Annotated in this window: 16 protein-coding genes; 5 read left to right on the forward strand and 11 right to left on the reverse strand. The window is 63.5% G+C overall.

What is annotated here, in order from left to right; all coding sequences use genetic code 11:
- Positions 1-7 precede the first annotated feature (7 nt).
- The 3 genes from rtcA (at position 8) to raiA (ending at position 3,157) form a co-directional block, all read left to right on the forward strand.
- On the forward strand, positions 8-1,018 hold the full coding sequence (rtcA, locus tag BV071_RS10820) for an RNA 3'-terminal phosphate cyclase (protein ID WP_035606313.1): 1,011 nt from the start codon (positions 8-10) through the stop codon (positions 1,016-1,018).
- A 695-nt stretch (positions 1,019-1,713) separates the two neighbouring features.
- A complete protein-coding gene (locus BV071_RS10830) occupies positions 1,714-2,376 on the forward strand; it encodes an HAD family hydrolase (RefSeq protein ID WP_035606319.1) in 663 nt (220 codons plus the stop codon).
- Positions 2,377-2,560: 184 nt separating this feature from the next.
- Complete coding sequence (gene raiA, locus BV071_RS10835; protein WP_035606322.1) at positions 2,561-3,157, forward strand: ribosome-associated translation inhibitor RaiA; 597 nt, start codon at positions 2,561-2,563, stop codon at positions 3,155-3,157.
- A 205-nt stretch (positions 3,158-3,362) separates the two neighbouring features.
- Here raiA and BV071_RS10840 read toward each other — a convergent pair whose 3' ends face one another.
- The 8 genes from BV071_RS10840 to BV071_RS10875 all read right to left on the reverse strand — a co-directional run bounded on the left by BV071_RS10840 (position 3,363) and on the right by BV071_RS10875 (position 13,884).
- On the reverse strand, positions 3,363-6,539 hold the full coding sequence (locus BV071_RS10840; RefSeq protein ID WP_035606325.1) for a UvrD-helicase domain-containing protein: 3,177 nt from the start codon (positions 6,537-6,539) through the stop codon (positions 3,363-3,365).
- Complete coding sequence (locus tag BV071_RS10845) at positions 6,536-9,304, reverse strand: PD-(D/E)XK nuclease family protein (RefSeq protein WP_265594319.1); 2,769 nt, start codon at positions 9,302-9,304, stop codon at positions 6,536-6,538. Before BV071_RS10845 ends, BV071_RS10840 begins: the two co-directional genes overlap by 4 nt.
- A gap of 103 nt (positions 9,305-9,407) precedes the next feature.
- Positions 9,408-9,701, reverse strand: a complete 294-nt coding sequence (locus BV071_RS10850) for a hypothetical protein (RefSeq protein ID WP_035606330.1) — start codon at positions 9,699-9,701, stop codon at positions 9,408-9,410.
- A gap of 32 nt (positions 9,702-9,733) precedes the next feature.
- Positions 9,734-11,803, reverse strand: a complete 2,070-nt coding sequence (locus BV071_RS10855) for a thioredoxin domain-containing protein (RefSeq protein ID WP_052573145.1) — start codon at positions 11,801-11,803, stop codon at positions 9,734-9,736.
- 56 nt (positions 11,804-11,859) lie between these two features.
- Positions 11,860-12,120: a Txe/YoeB family addiction module toxin gene (locus tag BV071_RS10860; RefSeq protein ID WP_035606333.1), complete on the reverse strand. Its 261-nt coding sequence runs from the start codon at positions 12,118-12,120 to the stop codon at positions 11,860-11,862.
- Complete coding sequence (locus BV071_RS10865; RefSeq protein WP_265594320.1) at positions 12,111-12,377, reverse strand: type II toxin-antitoxin system prevent-host-death family antitoxin; 267 nt, start codon at positions 12,375-12,377, stop codon at positions 12,111-12,113. The genes BV071_RS10860 and BV071_RS10865 overlap by 10 nt, the downstream gene beginning before the upstream one ends.
- Positions 12,378-12,403: 26 nt before the next feature.
- A complete protein-coding gene (locus BV071_RS10870; protein WP_035606337.1) occupies positions 12,404-13,585 on the reverse strand; it encodes an aminotransferase class V-fold PLP-dependent enzyme in 1,182 nt (393 codons plus the stop codon).
- Positions 13,586-13,647: 62 nt separating this feature from the next.
- Positions 13,648-13,884, reverse strand: coding sequence for a hypothetical protein (locus BV071_RS10875; protein ID WP_035606340.1), 237 nt, complete (start codon positions 13,882-13,884; stop codon positions 13,648-13,650).
- A gap of 92 nt (positions 13,885-13,976) precedes the next feature.
- Here BV071_RS10875 and BV071_RS10880 point away from each other — a divergent pair, with 92 nt between their 5' ends.
- Positions 13,977-14,495, forward strand: a complete 519-nt coding sequence (locus BV071_RS10880) for a 3'-5' exoribonuclease (RefSeq protein WP_035606343.1) — start codon at positions 13,977-13,979, stop codon at positions 14,493-14,495.
- Between the two features lie 39 nt (positions 14,496-14,534).
- Here the strand turns inward: BV071_RS10880 and BV071_RS10885 are convergent, their stop codons facing one another.
- Positions 14,535-15,617 carry a hypothetical protein gene (locus BV071_RS10885; protein ID WP_265594321.1) on the reverse strand — a complete coding sequence of 361 codons (1,083 nt, stop codon included), beginning with the start codon at positions 15,615-15,617 and terminating at the stop codon, positions 14,535-14,537.
- A 166-nt stretch (positions 15,618-15,783) separates the two neighbouring features.
- Between BV071_RS10885 and cls the strand changes: the two genes are divergently transcribed.
- On the forward strand, positions 15,784-17,217 hold the full coding sequence (cls, locus tag BV071_RS10890) for a cardiolipin synthase (RefSeq protein WP_035606348.1): 1,434 nt from the start codon (positions 15,784-15,786) through the stop codon (positions 17,215-17,217).
- Positions 17,218-17,240: 23 nt separating this feature from the next.
- Here the strand turns inward: cls and BV071_RS10895 are convergent, their stop codons facing one another.
- Together BV071_RS10895 and BV071_RS10900 are read right to left on the reverse strand one after the other, a co-directional pair.
- Entirely contained in the window at positions 17,241-18,194 is a 954-nt protein-coding gene (locus tag BV071_RS10895) for a histone deacetylase (protein ID WP_035606351.1), read from the reverse strand.
- A 2-nt stretch (positions 18,195-18,196) separates the two neighbouring features.
- The gene (locus tag BV071_RS10900; RefSeq protein WP_075090887.1) at positions 18,197-20,065 is read right to left on the reverse strand and encodes a GNAT family N-acetyltransferase; all 1,869 of its coding nucleotides are present in this window, start codon (positions 20,063-20,065) and stop codon (positions 18,197-18,199) included.
- Positions 20,066-20,080: the final 15 nt, after the last annotated feature.

Genomic DNA, 20,080 nt, shown 5'->3' on the forward strand with positions numbered 1-20,080 from the left:
CTTTTCCATGAAAGCAATCCAACTCGACGGCAGCAGCGGCGGTGGCCAGATGCTGCGCACCGCCCTGTCCCTGGCGATGGTCACGGGGCAGCCCTTCCGCATGACGAATATCCGCGGCAAGCGCCCGCGGCCTGGCCTGATGCGCCAGCACCTCACCTGTGTGAAGGCCGCCTGCGAGATTTCCGGCGGCACCGCGGATGGCGCGGAGATCGGCTCGACTGAGCTCGTTTTTCGCGCCGGGAAAGTACGAGGCGGATCGTATCAATTCGCCATCGGCACCGCGGGCAGCACCACCCTGCTGCTCCAGACGCTCCTGCCAGCCCTTTGGCAGGCGGAGGAGCCCGCTACTCTCGCCCTGCAAGGCGGCACGCACAACCCGATGGCGCCGCCCTTCGAGTTCATCGACCGCGTCTTCCTCCCGGCCATGGCTCGCATGGGCGGGGCTGCTACCGTGACCCTCGCTAGCGCCGGCTTCGCACCCGCCGGTGGCGGCGTGCTGCATGCTTCAATCCAGCCCTCGCCAAAGCTGCAATCCATCGACCTGATGACCCGCCCGGAGTCCGGCGAGTCGCGCATCCGCGTGCTCAGCCGCCACCTGCCACTTTCGATCGGCGGACGGATGCTCGATTCAGCCCTCGCCCTGATGCCCTGCAAGGACGCCGCGGTGGAAAGCTGCGAGCCCGGCCCCGGTGCCGGCATCTGCTGCCTCGTCGAAGCTGAGTTCGGAGAGCTCCGTGAGATGACCAGCAGCTTCGGCGAGCAGGGCGTCAGCGCGGAGAAAGTCGGGAGACATGCGGCGAAGACCATGCTCGACTTCATCGGCTGCCGCGTGCCCGTCGGTCGCTGCCTCGCGGACCAGTTGCTGCTGCCCATCGCGCTCGCCGGCGGTGGTCGCTTTGCCACCATGGCCCCTGATGCCCACGTGCCGACGAATATCGCCGTGATCGAGAAGTTCCTGCCGGTCCGCTTCAGCATCCGGAAGGAGGAGCGGGGAGTTCACGTGGTCGAAGCCGGGTGACCACTGGGTGCGCCAACCGGAGCGCAGCGGAGCTGGTCCGCGACTTCACTCCACTTTCTGCGGACAACTTTAGCCGGCTCAATTGAATCATCACCTTGTGGACTATGGCCCTCCGATCCGAGCGGGCTACAGCTCAATGCCTTTAGGGATTGGGATGCTTTCATCCCTGTGTGCTCTCTGATGGAAGCCGCAGGCCCTCGGACTGCTGTGATGATTCACAGCTTTCGAGTGCATCTTGCTGCGCGCCTGCTCGATCGAAATGAACCGGCCCACCCGCTCCGACACCGCCGGCCAATTCGTGCGCTTTCCACCGCAAGATCAACGCGGCTCCCGATTCGACCTTCTCCCTTCTATCCACACCATCTGTGGTGTCCTGATATTCGCGGCTCTGCTTCCGGCCCCGATCGTCACCGCGATGGAAAGATCCATATAGTGGATCACCACCGGAGGCTTGCGCCGATGGCGCGCCGGGAGATCGCTTCGTGCCGCTCTGGGATGCGTGCCTCACCTTGCATTCGAGAGCTGTGGATGACCCCAGCAGTCCGAGGGCCTGCGGCTGTCATCGGGCGGACTTGCAGGGGAGGATCACGCCAGTCCTTATCGAGCCGGCTAAAGTCGGCGCACCCCGTGGCGCAAGATGGAGCCGCATCTTTCCCCTCGCCCCCGTGCCACTCACTCCCTTTCATCCGCCCGCGATGACTCCTACCACTGCCGGCCTGATCTTCGACCTCGATGGCACCCTGATCGACTCCCTACCCGGCATCGCCGCGTCCCTCAACCGCTCCTTGGAGCGCCAGGGCTTCGATCCGCACGGCCACCCCGACGTCCGCCGCTTCATCGGCAATGGCTCCTATGAGCTTTGCCGTCGCGCCTTGCCGGAGGATTCTCCCCACGAGTTGATCCTCGCGGTCGAGGAGGGCTTCAAACAGGACTACGCCCATACTTGGCCGGAGGGCACTGCTCCCTACCCCGGAATCCCAGAGCTATTGGACCAACTCGCTGTTAGGAAGCAGCCCTTGGCGATCCTCTCCAACAAGCCCCACCCCTTCACGGTCGAGATCGTCGCCCGGCTTTTCCCCCGCATCCCTTTCGATCCGGTGACCGGCCAGCGCGAGGACCTGCGCCGCAAGCCCTTCCCGGATGCCGCCCTGTGGATCGCCCGGAAGTGGGATTTAGAGCCAAACGCCTGTTGGTTCATCGGTGATTCCACCGTCGATCTGGAAACCGCCCGGGCCGCCGGGATGAAGCCGGTGATCACCGCTTGGGGCTACCATGACCCGGCCGCCCTGTTGGAGGCTGGGGCCGCTCAGGTGTTGGAAAAAGTGAGCGATCTAGCCGCGGTCCTAGGCTTTCCCTGAGCCTAGCAAGGGCCGGTAGCTACAATCGAAATACGCGATCGCCGCTCATCCCAAGCGTGTCAAGGGATGCCGCGATTTTCTCAAGAACTGGATAGCCTTTTGGCGAAATCCAGTCCATCCTGCATGGTGGATAAGGCGGATAGAACCGCCGTCCTTCACCCCTAAACAAAACAGGAGAATAGACATGCAAACTGCAAATGTGAACCTGCCCATCACGGTGACCGTTCGCCACGAGTCCGTGACTGAATCCCTGCGCGACTACGCTCAAAAGAAGATCGAGGGTCTCCATCTCGACTACCCGCGCATCATCGAGGCGAAAATCATTCTAGACGTTCAGAAGAATCGGCACATCGCCGAAATCATTCTCTTTTGCGCCAACCACATCACCATTGAGGCGCACACTGAAGGGCAGGACATGTATGCTGCGATCGACGAGACGATCGACAAGATCGCCCGCCGCATGCGCAAGCACAAGACCCGCCTGATGAAGAAGAAGCGGCCGCACCGCAACGACTCCATCCGCCATCTCGATGAGCGCTTCTTCCGTGAAGAGATCATCGACCACCCGGAAGAATCCGAGAAGGATCCGGAACCCTTCATCGTCCACCCGGACAACTACCGGCTGCGCACGATGTACAAGGAAGACGCCGTCATGGAGCTCGAGCTCTCCGACCGTCCCTTCGTCCTCTACAAGAGCGCCCGCCGCGGTTGCCTCACCATCATCTACCGCCGCAAGGACGGCGACTATGCCGCGATCGACATCAAGGATGGCCCCAAGTGAATGGCAGCCGGCTTATTGACGCGTTCAGCGCGCACGGTTGATCCAAAGCCCGCCACGGAAGTCCCGTGGCGGGCTTTTTGTGGAGTGCGGTGGCACGTCACCGCTTTGGCTCCGGGTAAATGCCGCTATTCTTTTCGGCCACGAATTGGCGTGAAGGATGCGACCCCCAAGCCAAAGCGGCGTCCTGCCGCCGCACTCCATCGCTCTAGACCCCCACCAAGCTCTTCAACTTCGTCGAAACCATCCAGCACTTCACCGGCACCCCCAGGCTCTTCTCCAAGACCTCCCGGTAAGCCTCCATCTGCCCGCGATAGCGCTCGAGCAACTGCTCCTCGCTGCCCACTGCATCGGTCTTGAAATCGATCAACTCCGCGGACTCCGCCTTGCCTGTCGCATCGCGAAATACGTGCAGCCGGTCGATCACACCGCTCAGCCATTGATCCCCGTGGATCGCCTCGACCGGTTGTTCCCGGTGCAAGTCCACCGCTCGTCCATTGCGCACGAAGAGGCTGCGGATCTCCGGCATTCCCAGCAACTCCTTCACCAGCCTACCCGCTCCACTTCCGGGCAGCTCCGGCGCAGCCTCATCCAGCCACCCGATTCTCTCAAAAGCTGCATGCACCTCCGTGCCGAAGGCCATCCCTGCCGGTGAGGCCGCGAACTCAAAGCTGTTCTTCTTCTCCCCCGAGGGACTCGTCCGCGCGCGCCGCTTCAAGCCCGGCCCCAGCAAGACCGGCGCAGCCTCCTCCTCCACCGCCGTTTCCTTCGACTCCACCCGCAAGAACCAATCCGGGTCTCCCGCTTGATGCAGTGTCTGCCGCTCGCGGCCGTTCCAAGTCACTTCGCCCAAGCCCGAAGCCCCAAGCGCCTCCCGGATCCACAGGTCGTAGCGCCGGGTCGAACTCGGCTTCGCTGGTGCCTTCGGCAGCAGCACGTAGCTCCCGTGCTTCGCCCGGGTCAGCGCCACGTAAAGATTGCAGAAACGTTCGTAGCATTGCTCCGCCGACCACGCCTCGAAGCGCTCGCGCAACTGCGGATCCGCCTCTAACAGTTTCCGCCCCGGCGAGAGCAGCAGCCCTTCCGTCCGGCCGCTGTCGTCCTTGAACTCCAGAATCCCAGCCTTCGAGGGGTCATCGAAAACGCCGCCCGCCAAATCCGGAAGGATTACCATGTCGAATTCCAGGCCCTTCGCCTTGTGAATCGTCATCACCTGCAAGGCGCCCTCGGCGGAATACTCGCGCTGTTTCAGCGTCTCCAGCAGCGCCACCCATTCGTCAAAGTCGCGCCGCCCGGATTCATCATACTCCAGCGCGGCCCGCAGGATCCCGGTGAAGCGCCCTTCCAAGAAGCCGTTCAAGGTCTCGTGCTTGCGCAGCCCTTCCGCGAGGTCCTGCAGCAGTCCGGCCATCCCCTCCGCCAAGACCCGCTTGCGGCACTCATGCCAGACCCGCATCGGATTCGGCTCCTCCACCCACTCGTTCAGCACCTTGCCCAGCGGCGTCGCCATCACGTGCCCCGCCGCCAGCTTGTCCGCAGGATGCGCCAGCCAGCGGAACAGATCGGTCAACGCCACACCGGCCGGATTGTCCAGCGCCAGCTCCACCTCCGCATCCATCTCCACCGGCATCGCGGGGAATTCCTTCCGCAGGTAGTCCACCAGCTTGCGCGCCTTCGCGTTCGCCCGCACCAGCACCGCACAGCTCAGCCCGCGCTCGATCGGCCGGACTTCCGCCAGCAGGTCGCGCAGCGCACCATCCACGCCGCCAATCTCATCGTCATCTTCATCCGTCTCATTCTCCGCGGTGTCCACCACCACGGCATAGCCTACCAGCGGCTTCTCACGCGGCGCGCTACGGTGCACGGCGTAGTTCCAGCGCGCCACCGCCGCAGCCGGGAAGAGCCCGCGCAGCACCGCCGGGTCGCAGACGGTATTCACCAGATCCAGCACCTCCGCTGCCGAGCGCCACGAAGTCTCCATCCCCCAAGGATCCATCCGGTCCTTCCAGCCCGGCCGAGCCAACAGATCATCGAAAAGCCGCGGCTCGCCACCACGCCAGCCATAGATCCCCTGCTTGGTATCACCCACCACGAAGAGCGAGCGAGCCCCCTCCGCATCCAGGATCGCTTCATCCACCAGACCTTCGAGAACATCCCACTGCCCGCGGCTGGTGTCTTGGAACTCATCCAGCAGCCACTGGCCGTAGCGGGCATCCAAACGCGATTCGATCCGCGCCCGTCCATGCTCGGTAAGCCCGCCGTCTGCCAGCAGCCGCGTCACATCCGCGAAGCCCAAGCCACCGCGCCGCCGCACCTCTGCCGAGTAAATCGTCTCATAGGCCCACAGCAGCGACCACAGGCCCAGCGTGCGCGTCGCCCGCGCCTCGATCTCCGCGCGCACATAGCCGCCGATCAAGCGGGTCATCGCTCCTGCCAGCTTACCAGAGATGCGGTGCTCCATGTTTGAGAACACATCCACCGCATAGCCGCGCGAGAGCTCTCCCAGCAGCGCCATCGAGCGCTCGATCGCGGTCTCGGTCTTGCGGCCATCGCCCGGCGAATAGATCGCAAACCAATCCACCGCCTTCTCCCAGCCCTTGATCCAGGTCGCATGCGGCTTCTTGTCCACCTGCACGGTAGGCAACAAGACCAGCACCTCCCGTGCGGCAGATCCGAAGTCCTCGATCTCCCCCCACGGGCAGCCATCCGGCCAGATCAGATCCAGATTCCCCCACTGCGTCCGCTCCGGCGAAGCCAGATAGCGCTGGTGGTGCTTGTCCAGGAACTCATCCAGCAAGCGGCACAGGCGGTTGTGCTCCTTGCCATGCGTCGCCAGCCGGAAGGCCCCAAGAAAAGCCTCACGCTGACGGTCCGGCACCTCACGGAAAATCCGTGCCAGCACCTGCGCCTTCTCCGCCTGCATCGCGTCCTCTTCCAGCAAACGAAACTCCGCCAGCCCCAGCTCGTAGGGATAGCGCTTCACGATCCGCACGAAGAAGCTGTCCAAGGTCCCCAGCGAAACCCGGTGCAGACCCGCCACCAGATTCTCTAACAACTCACGGAAGCGCCCCAGATCCGGCTGGATCTCCCCGCCCCCCGGGAACAGCGCCGGCATCTGTGTCTCCGCATCGCCACCCAGCGTGGCCGCCAGCTCCTTCGCCAGCCGCGCCGCCCCCGCCTCGTCCAGTGATCCCTTCGCCAGCCGCGACAGGATCCGGTCCGAGAACTCACCCGCCGCCTTGCGCGTGAAGGTCAGCGCGATCAGCGCACCCGGCTCCACTCCCGCCGCCAGCAGCGCCAGGAAGCGGTTCGAAAGCTGGAAGGTTTTTCCCGATCCCGCGGAAGCGCGGATCATCAAGCTCTTGAGATCCCGCATGCCGCTCATGGTGCCCTCCTTCCCGCATCCCAGTCATCCGCCACATGGCGCAAGGCTTCCACCAGCGGGCCGCTCACCGCCTGCTCCAAACCGTCCGGTGCCAGCAGCGCAAAGTCATCGTAGCCTGCTTCCCCACCGGTCAAGGCCACCGGCGGCCAGTGCAGCCCCGCACGCATCGCCCGGATGATCTCGGTGGACCACTGCATTGCATTGTCCAGCTTGAAGGCATCGAAGTCCTCCCACATCTCAAAGCCTACATCGTTCAGCGTCGCAGGCAGGTTCACGTAGCCGATCTTCGGCACCTGATCGAGGCCCTTCCACCCTTGCACAAAGGCCGCGTAAAGAGGCACCTGCACATTCTTCCACACCTCCGGAGCACCGCGGCTTGCCGGTAGCCCGGCCCCGAACTCACGCCGCTTCTCCGATGAACGCCGTAGATGCGCGGAGCGCGGCACATCCGCCCGCGCGGAGGTCTTGTAGTCCAGCACGCGCCAGCCCAGTTCCGGGTGAAAGTCGATCCGGTCGATCTGCATCGAGATCGATTGCCCGTCGATCTCCCACTCGATGTCCTTGCCGATGTTCAGCTCGACGTTCTTCGTCCGCCAGCCCTCGTGGCGCTGCCCGATTTCCAGCTCGGCGAAGCGCTCCATCCGAGTCCGCGCCGCCTCGCGCTGCACCATCAGCGGCAGCGACAAATTGGATCCATAGCGCGCCAGCCGCTCGTCCATCGTGTCCCATAGGAACTGCCGCAGTACCTTGAAATCAAGCGTCTCCACGATCGCCGGCTCCTTGCCCATCCGCTCCAGCGCATCGTGGCACAGGTTACCGAAGTCCAGCTCGTCCATCTCCAGCTTGCCCGCATCGTGCGGCTGCCACTTGAGCACCCGCTTCAGGTAGAAACGGAAAGGACAGTAGAGATAGTCCCGGATTGCCGATGGACTCAGCTTCCGTTCACCGTTGAGGTAGGGCTTCAGCTCATCCTTTAGGTCCAGCAGCCATTCCCCGCGCTCCCAAGGCAACAAGCGCCCGGCGGACGAAGGTGGACTCGCCGAAAGCTGGATCACCCGCTCCGCCAGCTCCAAGCCCTTCGCCGAGAGCAGCAAGCGCGATGGCCGCCGCGGCTCGCCCACCGCATCCACCTTCGCCACGATCACATCCGTCTCGTGCGAAGCCACCAGCGCATGGAAGAGATAGGCATCACGCACATGGCGGCTGTTAGGATCGCGCAATTTCAGCCCTTCCCGCACCACCTGCGGCAGGAAGGAATCATCCAAGTTACCATCGGGCACGCAGCCCTCATGCATCCCGGCGAGAACCAGCCTCGCCCCGGGCGCATGGCTGAGCTCCAGCCAGCCCGACAAATCGATTACCGAGTCCTCTCGCCCGCTTGCCGAGCGTAGCGTCTCCAGCGAAGCCAGCACCAGCTCCAGTGCTTCGCCCGGCCCTTCTAACAAGCCCTTATCCTCCAGCCTCTCCACGTGCGGCACTGCCTCCGCCAAGGCCTCGAGCAACTGCCCTTCCGCCGCATCGTCAATCCGTCTTGCCCGCATCGCCGCCAGCCATCCCGCCAGCGCATCCGATGGCCGTCCCGAAGCGAAACGCTCGCGCCACGACTCACACCAGCCGAGCACCTTCAGCAGCTTCTCCGCGCCTTCCTCCGGCTTCTCCGCCAAGCGCGCCGCACAAATCTCCGTCACTCGCGCCAAGCTCGCCGGCAGATAAGCCTTCTCGATCTCATCCAGCACCTTCAGCGCCGCATGAAATTGCTTCCGGCCCACAATCTCCGGCAGCAGCGGACTCCGCAAAATGGTTGCTACCGGCTCCCAGATATCCCTGCGCTGTGCCAAGGCCGCGAAGCTCCGCAGCATCAAAATCATCGCACTCCCCGCCGTGCGTCCTTCCGGATTGAAGGCCGGCCATCCCGCCTCCGTGAAGGCCGACTCCAGCGCCGGCCCGAATACCGGATCGCAAAGCCCCAGCGTTACCTCCTTGCTCGCCTTCCCCGAAAAACACCGCAGCGCCTGGGCCGCCAACTCCGTCGGCCCCGCCACCAAATGCACCCGCTCCTTGAGCAGAGGCGTCGGCCGCTTGGTCCACGCGCTATGCTCGCCATCCTGCGGCCGCCCCCATTCATCGAAACCCTCGCTCTCGCCCACCGGCGCGTGCACCAGCACCTTTACCGGCACTCCTGCTCCACCCAATCGCGCCCAGACCTCCACCGCCAGCGGGACCGGATCCGGCACCCCAGCCACCACGATCTCCCTCACCCCCGGCGGCAATTCAAACCCCGCCGCCGCCTCCAGCTTCGCCGCCAGCGGATCTGTTAGCTTCCAGCGCGAGAAGCGTGCCTGCACCCGCCGCTCGATCTCGATCATATCGCCCCAGCGGTCTTTCTCCGGGCTAAACCCGCGCGCCTCCGCAAAATCCTTCGAGCTCTCCGAGAGCGTGTTCCGCACCTTGTCGATCTCCTCCGCCACGCCCGCGGCCCAGGCAAAGGACCGGTCCACCGGCTCGACCGGAAACAAAGCCGGCGTCGAGCCCGCATCCATCCCGCGCAGCACCTCGATCCACGCGAACCGCGACTCCAGCCGCGACGCGATTCCATCCTGCGATGCGGGACGAAAGAAGTGCTCTGGGGTCACCACTCGCGGCGCGATCAAAGCTCCAGCGGCCTCCGCAAGAGCCTCGCGCAGCAGCCGCCCGGCCTGCGCCGTCGGCACCACCACCAGCATTCCCGCCAGGTCATCGCACCGCTCCAACAGCCACGCGCTCAAGAGCGGAAGCAGTGGTCGCTCCCATCCCAAAAACACGCGCTCCGGCATGGCGTCATTCCAAGCGAATGATGCCCCTAGCGGAAGGGCAAAAAGCGCCCCCCGCTTACCTATCCATCAAGTCCTGCAGCCAAGTCAGTTTGAACGCGTTGGTCTTCGCCGGCACATAGATGTAATCCTCGTTGTTCACCACGATCAGCGGCTTCGGGCCGGCGTCGTCCACTTTCACCAGCAGCGTCTTCTGTGGCTTCAGCCGGTCGACATAGCCCTTGATTTTCCCGCCCTGCACGACGGTGATCTTCTGCGGCTTGCCGGTATCATTCTTGATCGCGATCTTCGCGGCGCTGGCACTGAGGGCAGTGGCGAAAAGCGTGGTGGCGATAAGGAGTGCTTTTTTCATACGCTCGTTTGACGGGCATATGGACCGCTTATTCAGGACTTTTTCAAGGGATTTTCCGTCCCGGTGGGGAAAGTGCGCAGCCAACCCGCCGCGTCGCGGATCGGTGGGAGGCAGCTTTGCCCCTCACAGACGATGAGATCTCCGCTCCCCTCCGAGCGCGTCCAGACCGCCCGCGGCAGCCAGGACCACCGCACCGCTTCGCCCAAATCCGCCTGCAAATCGCCGCGCACTTCCACCTTCGTCACCCCGCGCCGGAACAAGTCCAGCGCTCCCAGTAGCACCGGCACCGCGAAGGGCTGCGCCTCCGCGGCCCGCGCTCCAGCCCGCAGGATCGCCTCTGCCCGCTTCGCGTAGGCGGGCTCATCCAGCAGCATCGCCAGCTTCAGCAGATTCTCCGCGGCCACATGATTCGCCGCCGGCTCCGCGCCATCGTAGTCCTCACGGATCGCCAGCAAGGTCTCACCACCCAGCTCCGCCCGAATCACATAGCCCGCCCGCGTGTCATCCCAGAATTCACGGTCCAGCGCTGCTTGAATTTCCTCCACCCACTCCAGCCATTCCGCCTTGCCATCCGCGCCATGCATCTCGATCAGCCCGCTGATCAGGAACGCATGATCCGCCGCAAAGCCCGCTGCCGCACCGCGCTTCCCGCGATAGCTCCGCCACAGCTTCTCTCCGTCCCACAGTTCGCGCTTGATGAACTCCAGCGCCGCCCGCGCCGCTTCTAACAAATCCTCACGTGCCAGCACCCGCGCCCCGCGCGCCAGCGCTGCGATCATCAAGCCATTCCACGCCGTGATCAGCTTGTCATCCCGATGCGGAAGCGGCCGCTTGCCCCGCTCCGCCAACAGAAGCTTCCGCGCATCGCGCAAGATCGCCTCGATCTCCGCTTCTGTTAGGTCAAACTGCTCCGCCAATCCCGGCACGCTCATTGCGCGGAACAAAGTATTCTGACCCACCAGTTCCTCGTGTGGATCGCTCTCCGGCCGGGCGTTGCCATCCGCCTCTACCCCGTAGGCCGCACAGAAAATCGCCGCACTCCGCGGATCCAGCAGCCGGTAGATCTCCGCGCTCTCCCAGGTCCAATATGCACCCTCCCGCTTCTCCCCTGCATCGGCGGTCGGCAAGCTGTCCGCGTCCTCAGCGGCATGAAAGGCACCGCTCGGATCGCGCAGCTCACCCAGCACGTAGCGGAAGATATCCTCCGCCGTCTCGCGGTCGCGCTCGTCGCCCGTCGCCTGCCAGGATTCTAGATACAGCAAGGCAAGCTGCCCCTGATCGTAGAGCATCTTCTCGTAGTGCGGCACGTGCCAGTAGCGGTCCACCGAATAGCGGTGGAAGCCGCCGCCGAGCTGATCATACATTCCGCCCGCCGCCATCGCCCGCAGCGTCCGATGCGTCATCTGCAGCGCCGCCTCCGCCTCGTCATGCCCGCGGAATCGCTCCGCCAGTTGCAGCAACAAGCGCGGCACCACCGGCCGCGGAAATTTCGGCGCATTCCCCCAGCCACCCAGCGAGGGATCGAACATCGCCTCACAGCGATCGATGAAATCCCCGAACACCTTGTCCCCTGGCAAGCCCGTTACCACCGCATCCGCCGCCGCCTCGGTCCGCAGGTGGACCATGATCTTCTCCGCGCTGTCTAACATACGCTTACGGTCCTCCTTCCACAGCCGCCCGATCTCCGAGCACAGCTTAGGAAATCCCGCCCGGCCATAGCGATCCTCCGGCGGGAAGTAAGTCCCGCCTACCACCGGCTTGCCCTCCGGCGTCAGCCACACGCTCATTGGCCAGCCACCCTGCCCTGTCGTCGCCTGCACAAAGGCCATGTAGGTCGCATCGATGTCCGGCCGCTCCTCGCGGTCCACCTTCACGCAGATGAAGTTCGCATTCATCACCGCCGCGATCGCCTCGTTCTCGAAGCTCTCCCGCTCCATCACATGGCACCAGTGGCAGGTCGAATACCCGATCGAAAGGAACACCAGCTTGTCCTCCTCCGCCGCCCGCTCAAAGGCCTCCTCACTCCACGGCTCCCAATCCACCGGATTGTGTGCGTGCTGGAGGAGGTAGGGAGAAGTTTCGTGCGCGAGGGAGTTCGGCATGGAGAGAAGAAAGCATCAAAACCACGGAACACACGCGAGCAATCAACGCGAAGCCCTCAACGTTCGTAATGAAAACGGCAATGCATGATGATTAGCACATCTCCATCGACCCGATAAACCAAACGGTGCTCCTGTGTGATTCGTCGTGACCACCAGCCCTTGAGATTCCCCTTCAAGGGCTCAGGCTTGCCAATCCCCTCGAATGGAGTCCTGAGAGAATCACGGATGACCTCGTTGAGCCTTTGCAAGATTTTTCGATCGGTCGCCTGCCAGTGGAGGTAATCCTCCCAGCCCGTCGGCAACCACATCAATCGCATAGCTTACCCTCTTGCAGCTTCCCGGCCTGATAATCGGCCAAGCCTCGCTCGATCCGTTCGGCGTTCGCCGGTGTGGAGAACAAATGCAAGGTGGCCTCCATCGCGGCATACTCTTCTGCCGCAAGCATCACCACCTCCCCCGTTCCATTCCGGGTAATAGTGATGGGCTCGCGATCCCGCAATGCCGTCTCCATTAGACCGGCAAGGCCGTTGCGAGCGTCGGTGTAGGAAACCGTCTGCATGACTAATTCAAGCACGGTGACAGAATTCTGTCAACCCGCCTTCACGCCGAATAAACTACCACCGGCCCGGTGCTCCCGCCCTGCACCTTCCTGAGCTTCTCCACCGCCTTCGCCACCGCCGCGGCCGCTTCCATCGCCTCCTCCATCGTGTTCAAACACGAGAATCCGAAACGCAAACTGCTCTTCGCCTTCGCGTCAGGAAAACCCATCGCCTTTTGCACGTGCGATGGCTGTTGCTTGCCCGTCATGCAGGCCGAGCCCGCCGAGCAAGCAACTCCGGCATCATCTAACAAAATCAGCAGCCCCGCCGCCTCGCATCCCGTGAAGGACAGGTGGCTCGTCCCCGGCAAACGATGCAGCAGGTCACCGTTCACCGTGGCACCCTGCACCAGCTCCACCACTTTAGCCTCAAAAGCATTCCGCAGCGCCCGCGGCGTCTCACCCGCCGCCAGTCTTGCCATCGCCAGCTCCGCCGCCTTCCCCAGACCTACGATGCCCGCCGTATTTTCCGTCCCACTGCGGCGGTCCTTCTCCTGCCCGCCACCTCGCAGCAGCGGCTCGAACCTTGCCCCGCCGCGAATATACAGCGCCCCCACGCCCTTCGGCCCATGGAACTTGTGCGCGGACAGCGACAGGAAATCCACCGGCGCCGCCCGCACGTTCACCGCAATCTTTCCCACCGCCTGGATCGCATCCGTGTGGAAGGCCAAGCCATTCTCCTTCGCGATCGCACCAGCCTCCTCCACCGGCTGGATCACCCCGGTTTCATTGTTCGCCCACATCACCGAAGCCAATCCGCCACCCTCCTTCGCCGCCTCACAAGCCGCTTGATACTCATCCAGCTTCAACCGCCCGCCCCCATCCACACCCGCCAGCGTCACCGGGTAACCCACTTCGCCGAAAGTCTCCACCGGCTTCAGCACCGCGCTGTGCTCGATCGCGCTCGTCACCACCTTCCCCGTCTTCCGCCCAACCAGCCGCGCCAGCCACTTCAGCGCCGTGTTCGTGCTCTCCGTGCCACCGCCAGTAAAAACAATCTCATCCGGAGTCGCCCCGATCAAAGCCGCCACCTGAGCCCGCGCCTCATCGATCGCCTTCCGAGCCTCCTTCGCCCCGCGATAGCTCGCATTCGGATTGTGAAATCCCTCCCTCAGCCACGGCAGCATGGCGTCCAGCACCTCCGGCAAGAGCGGCGTCGTGGCATTGGCATCAAGGTAGATCACGCCGGAAGGCTAGACCTGCCCGGGCCTCCGTTCAATGGTTTGGAGTTGAGTCTGGCGGAAAACTAGCTAAAGTCCCGCCATGCCTCGCGGGCGAGGACGTGGACGAAACGTCCTACCTGCTCTCCACTGCGGCAAATGCGGCTCTCTTGGCCGAAGCCCTCGGGGAATCCAAAAGTGGCAAGGCCATCGAAAGGGAACTCATCGAGGTGGAGGACTGCCCCCGCGGCAGAATAGGCCCTCCTGAGTTCAAGCAGGCCTTCCGTGTGGTCCGTGTATTCCGTGGTTTGACGGCTGTTCAAATTTCGCGGCCTTTCGCGTTTTTCGCGGTTGAACCCAACTCCACCCCAGCCCAAGCGGCATCCTTACCCTAACAACACCCCCATACACTCTTATGAGCTACATCATGGTCGACATCGAATCTGACGGTCCCATCCCCGGCGACTACTCGATGATCTGCTTCGGCGCCGTCGTCGTCGAAGCCTCCCTCACCCGTACCTTCTACGGCCAGCTTCGCCCCATCTCCGATAAGTGGATCCCCGATGCTCTCGCTGTCAGCGGCTTCTCCCGCGAGGAAGCCCTGGCCTTCCCCGAGCCAGCGCAAGTCATGACCGACTTCGCCGCCTGGCTCAAGGAAGTCTCCCCCGACCGCCTCATGTTCATCTCGGACAACAACGGCTTCGACTGGCAGTTCATCAACTGGTACTTCCACCACTTCACCGGCAAGAACCCCTTCGGCTTCTCCTCCACCAATCTCGGCTCCCTCTATAAAGGCCTCGTCAAGGATACCTTCCAGACCTTCAAGCACCTCCGCAAGACCAAGCACACCCACCACCCCGTGGACGATGCCAAGGGCAACGCCGAAGCCCTGTTGACCATGAAGGAAGAGCTGGGCTTGAAGATCCGCCTCTGAACAGCGCCCAACAAGTTGATGTGACAGCGCCACGGGAGGCTAAGGAGGCGGGTGCCGCTCCAGCATCCAGTTGTTCGCTGCGGCCTCCCCGAATGCCTTGAGCCGATCCGAGTAAAGCATCCAATCGCTGTCGGGAACCGCAGGGTCTTTCATCAGCGCCGAAACGGCCACAGCGCTGCTTGAGAGCTCTTTGCCTTGGCTCTGGATTTCATCCAGGCGGGCGCGGGCTTCGTCCGTGTCCAGGCCCTTCAACCCCCGTTTCTCCAAGTGGATGCCGACCAGCGAGTTCACGATCGCGGTTTGGCCTTTCTGTAGCATCCGGGTCAGCTCGAACTGGATTCCGAGCAGCTCGTCCGCCGCTTCCACATCACCGGCGGCAAGGTAATCCGCGCGGGCTTTTGACATTTCGTCAGTGAGCCTCCGGAGCTGCATGACGTGGGGCGTGGCTTGCGAGTAAAGCGCGTTCATCCTCGCCTCCAGCGGTGGAATTCCCGAGGCGAGATAGGCTTCCTCGTCATTCTGGCTGGCGCTGAGAGTAAAGTCGTCGATGTGCTTGCCGGACAATGCCCGCAGTTCTGCGAGCGCCTCGGCCGGCTTCCCCGTGTCGAAGAGAGCCCGCGCCGCAATGCAATTCGCCAAGGCGTTCTCCGGATCAGCGCGCTTGAAGACCTCGATCATCTCCAGCCGCTTGGCGGGATCGTTCTCCGAGCGCAACGCCATCGCCAGGACCTGCGGGTCATTTGGGAATCGCTCCAGCGCCTCCTTCAGAAAGGCCTCATCCCCGCTGATCCGGAAGGCGGCGAGCAGCGAATCTACATTGCGCTTCCGGGAGGCCAGATAGGCATCGATCTCTTCGCGGCTAAGACGGAGGGGAGAAGACCTTAGCGCCGGGAGCCTGTCCGCAAGTGACTTCTTTTCAGCACGCGAACCCGCTCGCTCCGCTTTCTTGGATGGTGGCCCGGCTTCCGAAGACGACCGGGAGCTTGCCGGCGCACTCCCAAGGGAAGTGGAGGATACCGGCTTGGTTGGCGACTCTGGCAGCCACCACACGGTAAGTGCAGCGAAGACCAGGAAAAGCCCCGCCATCGCCGCCAGCCGGGATGGTTTTCTCCAGATACGCATGGATCCCAGCACCGGACGCTATCTTATCTCCTCCTCAGGTAAAGCCACATCTCTCCTCGCCCCCCGCCCCACCCTGGCTACTCCAACAACTCAAAGTACCCAGCTAGGGGTGCGGCCAAAAAGAGGGAGCTTGGCCCCGCGGATTCCCGCGCCTAACATCCTCCCAATGCCCGACTTCCTCCACTCCACCCCTTGGCTCATCGGCGCGGGCATCCTGCTCCTCCAGATCATCGGCATCTGCCACGTCATCCACGCCCTGATGACCGTGCGCACCTCCCAAGGCACCGTCGCCTGGATGGTTTCCCTGATCGCCGCACCGTGGATCGCCGTGCCGCTCTACTGGGTCGCAGGCCGCAGCCGCTTCTCCGGCTACGTCCGCGCCCGCCGCAATGACGATGCCGAGCTCTTCAAGATCGCCGAGGACATGCACAAGCGCCTCCGCAGCTACGAGATCAAGCCGGACGATGCCTTCGGCCGCGCCGCCGAATACCTCGGCGGCCTACCCTTCACCCACGGCAATGAGCTGACCCTCCTCATCGATGGCGAGCAAACCTTCAAGGCAATCTTCAAGGCCATCGCTGCCGCAGAGAAATACCTGCTGGTGAACTTCTTCATCGTGAAGAACGACCGCGTCGGCACCCGCTTCAAGGATGCCCTCATCGAGCGCGCCAAGGCCGGTGTGAAGGTCTACTTCCTCTATGATGAGATCGGCTCCCACCGCCTGAGCCGCTCCTACCTCAAGGACATGGAGGACGCGGGCATCCAGTGCGCCTACTTCGGATCGAACCGCTTCTGGTGGTCTCGCCTTCAGATCAACTTCCGCAATCACCGCAAGATCGTCGTCGTCGATGGCAAGATCGGCTTCATCGGCGGCATCAACGTGGGCGATGAATACCTCGGCCGCGACCAGCGCTTCGGCGCCTGGCGAGATACCCACATGAGCATGCGTGGGCCCTCCGTCCAGGCGATCCAATTGGTCTTCATCGAGGATTGGAACTGGGCCACCGACGTCGTGCCGGAACTCGAGTGGACCGGCACCGTCGAGCCAGCCAACCAAGTCGCCGCCATCATCCCCACGGGCCCTGCCGACCCCACCGACTCCTGGCAGCTCGTCGTGGCCGAGGCCGCGAACTCCGCCCGCGAGCGTCTCTGGATCGCCTCTCCCTATTTCGTGCCGGATGGTGGCGTCCTCACCGCCCTCCTTGCCGCCGCCATCCGCGGTGCGGATGTGCGCATCCTCATCCCGGAGAAGGCCGACCACCTCCTCGTCTGGCTCTCCGCCTTCACCTACTTCGAGCAAATCATCCCCTTCGGCGTGAAGCTCTACCGCTACCAGCGCGGCTTCCTCCACCAGAAGGTCATGCTCGTCGATGACAAGCTCGCCTGCGTCGGCACTGCCAATCTCGACAATCGATCCTTCCGTCTCAACTTCGAGATCTCCGGCTTCTCCCCCGACCCCGTCTTCGTCACCGAAGTCACCCGCATGTTAGAGACCGACTTCGAGCACTCCGAGCCCGTCCAAGTGTCTGAGTTCACCGAGCGCCCCTTCTGGTTCCGCGCCGCCTGCCGCGCCGCCCGCCTCATGGCCCCCGTCCAATAGAAATACTCCTGCCTCTCGACCGTTCACCCGGAACTCTTCGCCATCTCCCTCACACACGCCACCGCTGCCGAAGCCAATCCCGGCGGCCAATACCCACCTTCCAAGGAAGCCACCACCTTTCCCCCCGCCCACTTCTCCGCCACGCCACACACCCGTTCTGTTAAACCCTCAAAAGTCTCATCCTCCCACTCCAATCCCCCCAGCGGATCCCTCACCCGCGCATCAAAGCCCGCCGATATCAGCACAAACTCCGGCTTGAACCCATCCAGCGCCGGCCCCGCAAATTCATCCCAAGCCGCCAGCGCCGTCGTCCCTCCCGAAGCATGCTTCAAGGGCAAATTCAAAGCCCCCACCACTCCCTTCCCGGCTCCGCGATTCTCCGCCCGACCGGTAAAAGGATAAATCCCCGCCTCGTGCAGCGAGAGGTAAAACACCTCCGGCTCCTCGTAGAAGATCTCCTCTGTCCCATTCCCATGGTGCACGTCCCAATCCACGATCGCGATCCGCTTCAGACCATGCTGCTTGCGCAAATAATTCGCCGCGATCGCCACATGGTTGAAGATGCAGAAACCCATCCCCCGCGCCCTGGTCGCATGATGCCCCGGTGGCCGCACCGCACAGAAGGCCCGTAGCACCTCCCCACGCATCACCGCATCCACCGCCGCCAGCACCGCGCCGGAGGCCTCCAGCGCCACCTCATAGCTCTCCGGGCAGATATTCGTATCACCGGTCCTCAGCACATCCGAGCAAGAGACCACATCACGATACACCAGGTCGTGGTAGTGCGCCTCATGCGCCAGCAGCACCTCCGCCACCGTCGCCGTCCTCCGCGGCAATCTTGGAAACTCTTCCACCGGCAATTCCTCCAGCGCCGCCCTCAATACCCGATAGCGCTCCGCCGACTCCGGATGCCCCGGCCCCGTATCGTGCGCCTCGTAGCAGGAATCGTAGTGAATGCCGGTGAGCTTGGATTTCATCGTCATCGTGCCGGGTCTTGGATTTTCTTGCGCGAGAGATAGCCCTTCCGCCAGCGCAAGATGCGGGACACTTCCATCTCGAAGTGAGTCTCCTCCTCCCCCGGCTCCGCCTTCCCTCCCGCCTGCGCCAGCAGCGCCGCCATTCCGTGATTGCCCGGCAGCACACTCGCCCACAATCGCTTCATCCCGCGCTCTCCCGCCGTCTTCGCCAGTTCGCCTAACAGGAATCCCGCCATCCCACCGCGCCGCGTCTCCTCGTGCACCACGAAGGCCACTTCCGCGCTACCGCCGTCCGGGTCCAGATAGTAGCGGCCGATCGCCCGCAATTCCTCTCTTCCTCCCGCCTCCGAAAAGATCCCCAGTGCGCGGTCCTTCACCTGATCGATCGCAGACAGCTTGTAAGCGGACTCCCCGCTCATCCGGTCGCGCTGGTAGCCGTAGCGCAGCCGTACCGTTTCCTCGTCGTGCGAGTAGAAAAAGTCCTGCAGCGTGTGCATGTCACTCGGATACAGCGGCCGCAGGCGAAACTTGCCGATCGAAAACTCGACCCAGCGCGATTCCACCCCGCTGCGCGTCCCGCCCGGCATGGTGTAAAACTTCGGCAACCACCCGCGCGCCCGGGCGCCCTCCAAGAGCTTCTCCCGATGGTCGGGATGCGCGATCTCCACCAGCTTCGCCACCCGTTCGCGGATGCTCAGCCCGTAAATACTAGCAATCCCGTACTCCGTGACCACGTAGTGAACGTCCCCGCGCCCTGTGCTCACTCCGCTGCCCGGCGAAAGGCCGTCCACGATCCGCGATTCATTCCCATCATCGGAAGTCGCCGTCAGCGCCACGATCGGCCGGCCGTCCTTGCTCCGCCCCGCACCACGGATGAAGTCCTGCAGCGCGCCGATCCCGCCGTAGAAGCGGTGCCCGCGCGAGTCCCGCACCACCTGGCCCGTCAGGTCGATCTCCCGCGCTCCATTGATCGCCACCATCCGCTCATTCCGCGCGATCCGGTAGGGATCATTCACCCAATCGCTCGGGTGCAGTTCCACATCCGGATTCCCGTCCACGAAGCGATACAGCTTCCGGCTGCCCATCACGTAACTGGCGATGATCTTACCCGGCTTGTAGCTCTTCCGCGAATTGTCCACCGCCCCGCATTTCACGAGGTCCATCAACACATCGCTGAAGACCCCGCTGTGGATTCCCAAGTTGCGGTGCTTCTTTAGTGCCCGCACCACTGCCTCGGGCGTGTTGCCTAGTCCTACCTGGATCGTCGCCCCATCCTCCACCAGCTGCGCCGCATAGCGCCCGATCCGCTCATGCCGGTCATCAAAGTCCGGCTTCTCACACTCCGGCAGCGGCACCTTGTGATTCAGGAAGTAAGCAATCTTCCGCGCCGCCAGCCTGGTATCGCCACAGGTCCGCGGCATCAGCGGATTCACCTGCGCGATCACCAGCCGCGCCGCCGCCACTGCAGGCCGCACGATGTCCACATTCACCCCCAGTGAGCAGTATCCCTCCTCATTCGGCGGCGATACTTGGATCAGCGCCACATCCAGCGGCAGCCGCCCGTTGGTGAACAGCCCCGCAATCTCCGACATCGCACAGGGCGTGTAGTCCGCCTGCCCCCGCGCCACCGCATCCCGCAGCGTCGGCGTCAGGAAAAACGAATTCGTCCGCAGGATCCCATCATAGGCCGGATCGATCCACGGCGTCGGCCCCAGCCCATAGATGTGCACGATTTCCACATCCGTCAGCCACCGCGCCTGCCGCAGCAGAGAGGCCACCAGCGCCTGCGGCACCGAGGCTCCGCCGCCGATGAACACACGGCTCCCCGGTCGCAGCAAACGGGGCCAATCGCGTTCATCCAGTGGGCTCACCTTTTCAGCCTAACA

Source organism: Haloferula sp. BvORR071, assembly GCF_000739615.1.
GTDB lineage: Bacteria > Verrucomicrobiota > Verrucomicrobiia > Verrucomicrobiales > Akkermansiaceae > Haloferula.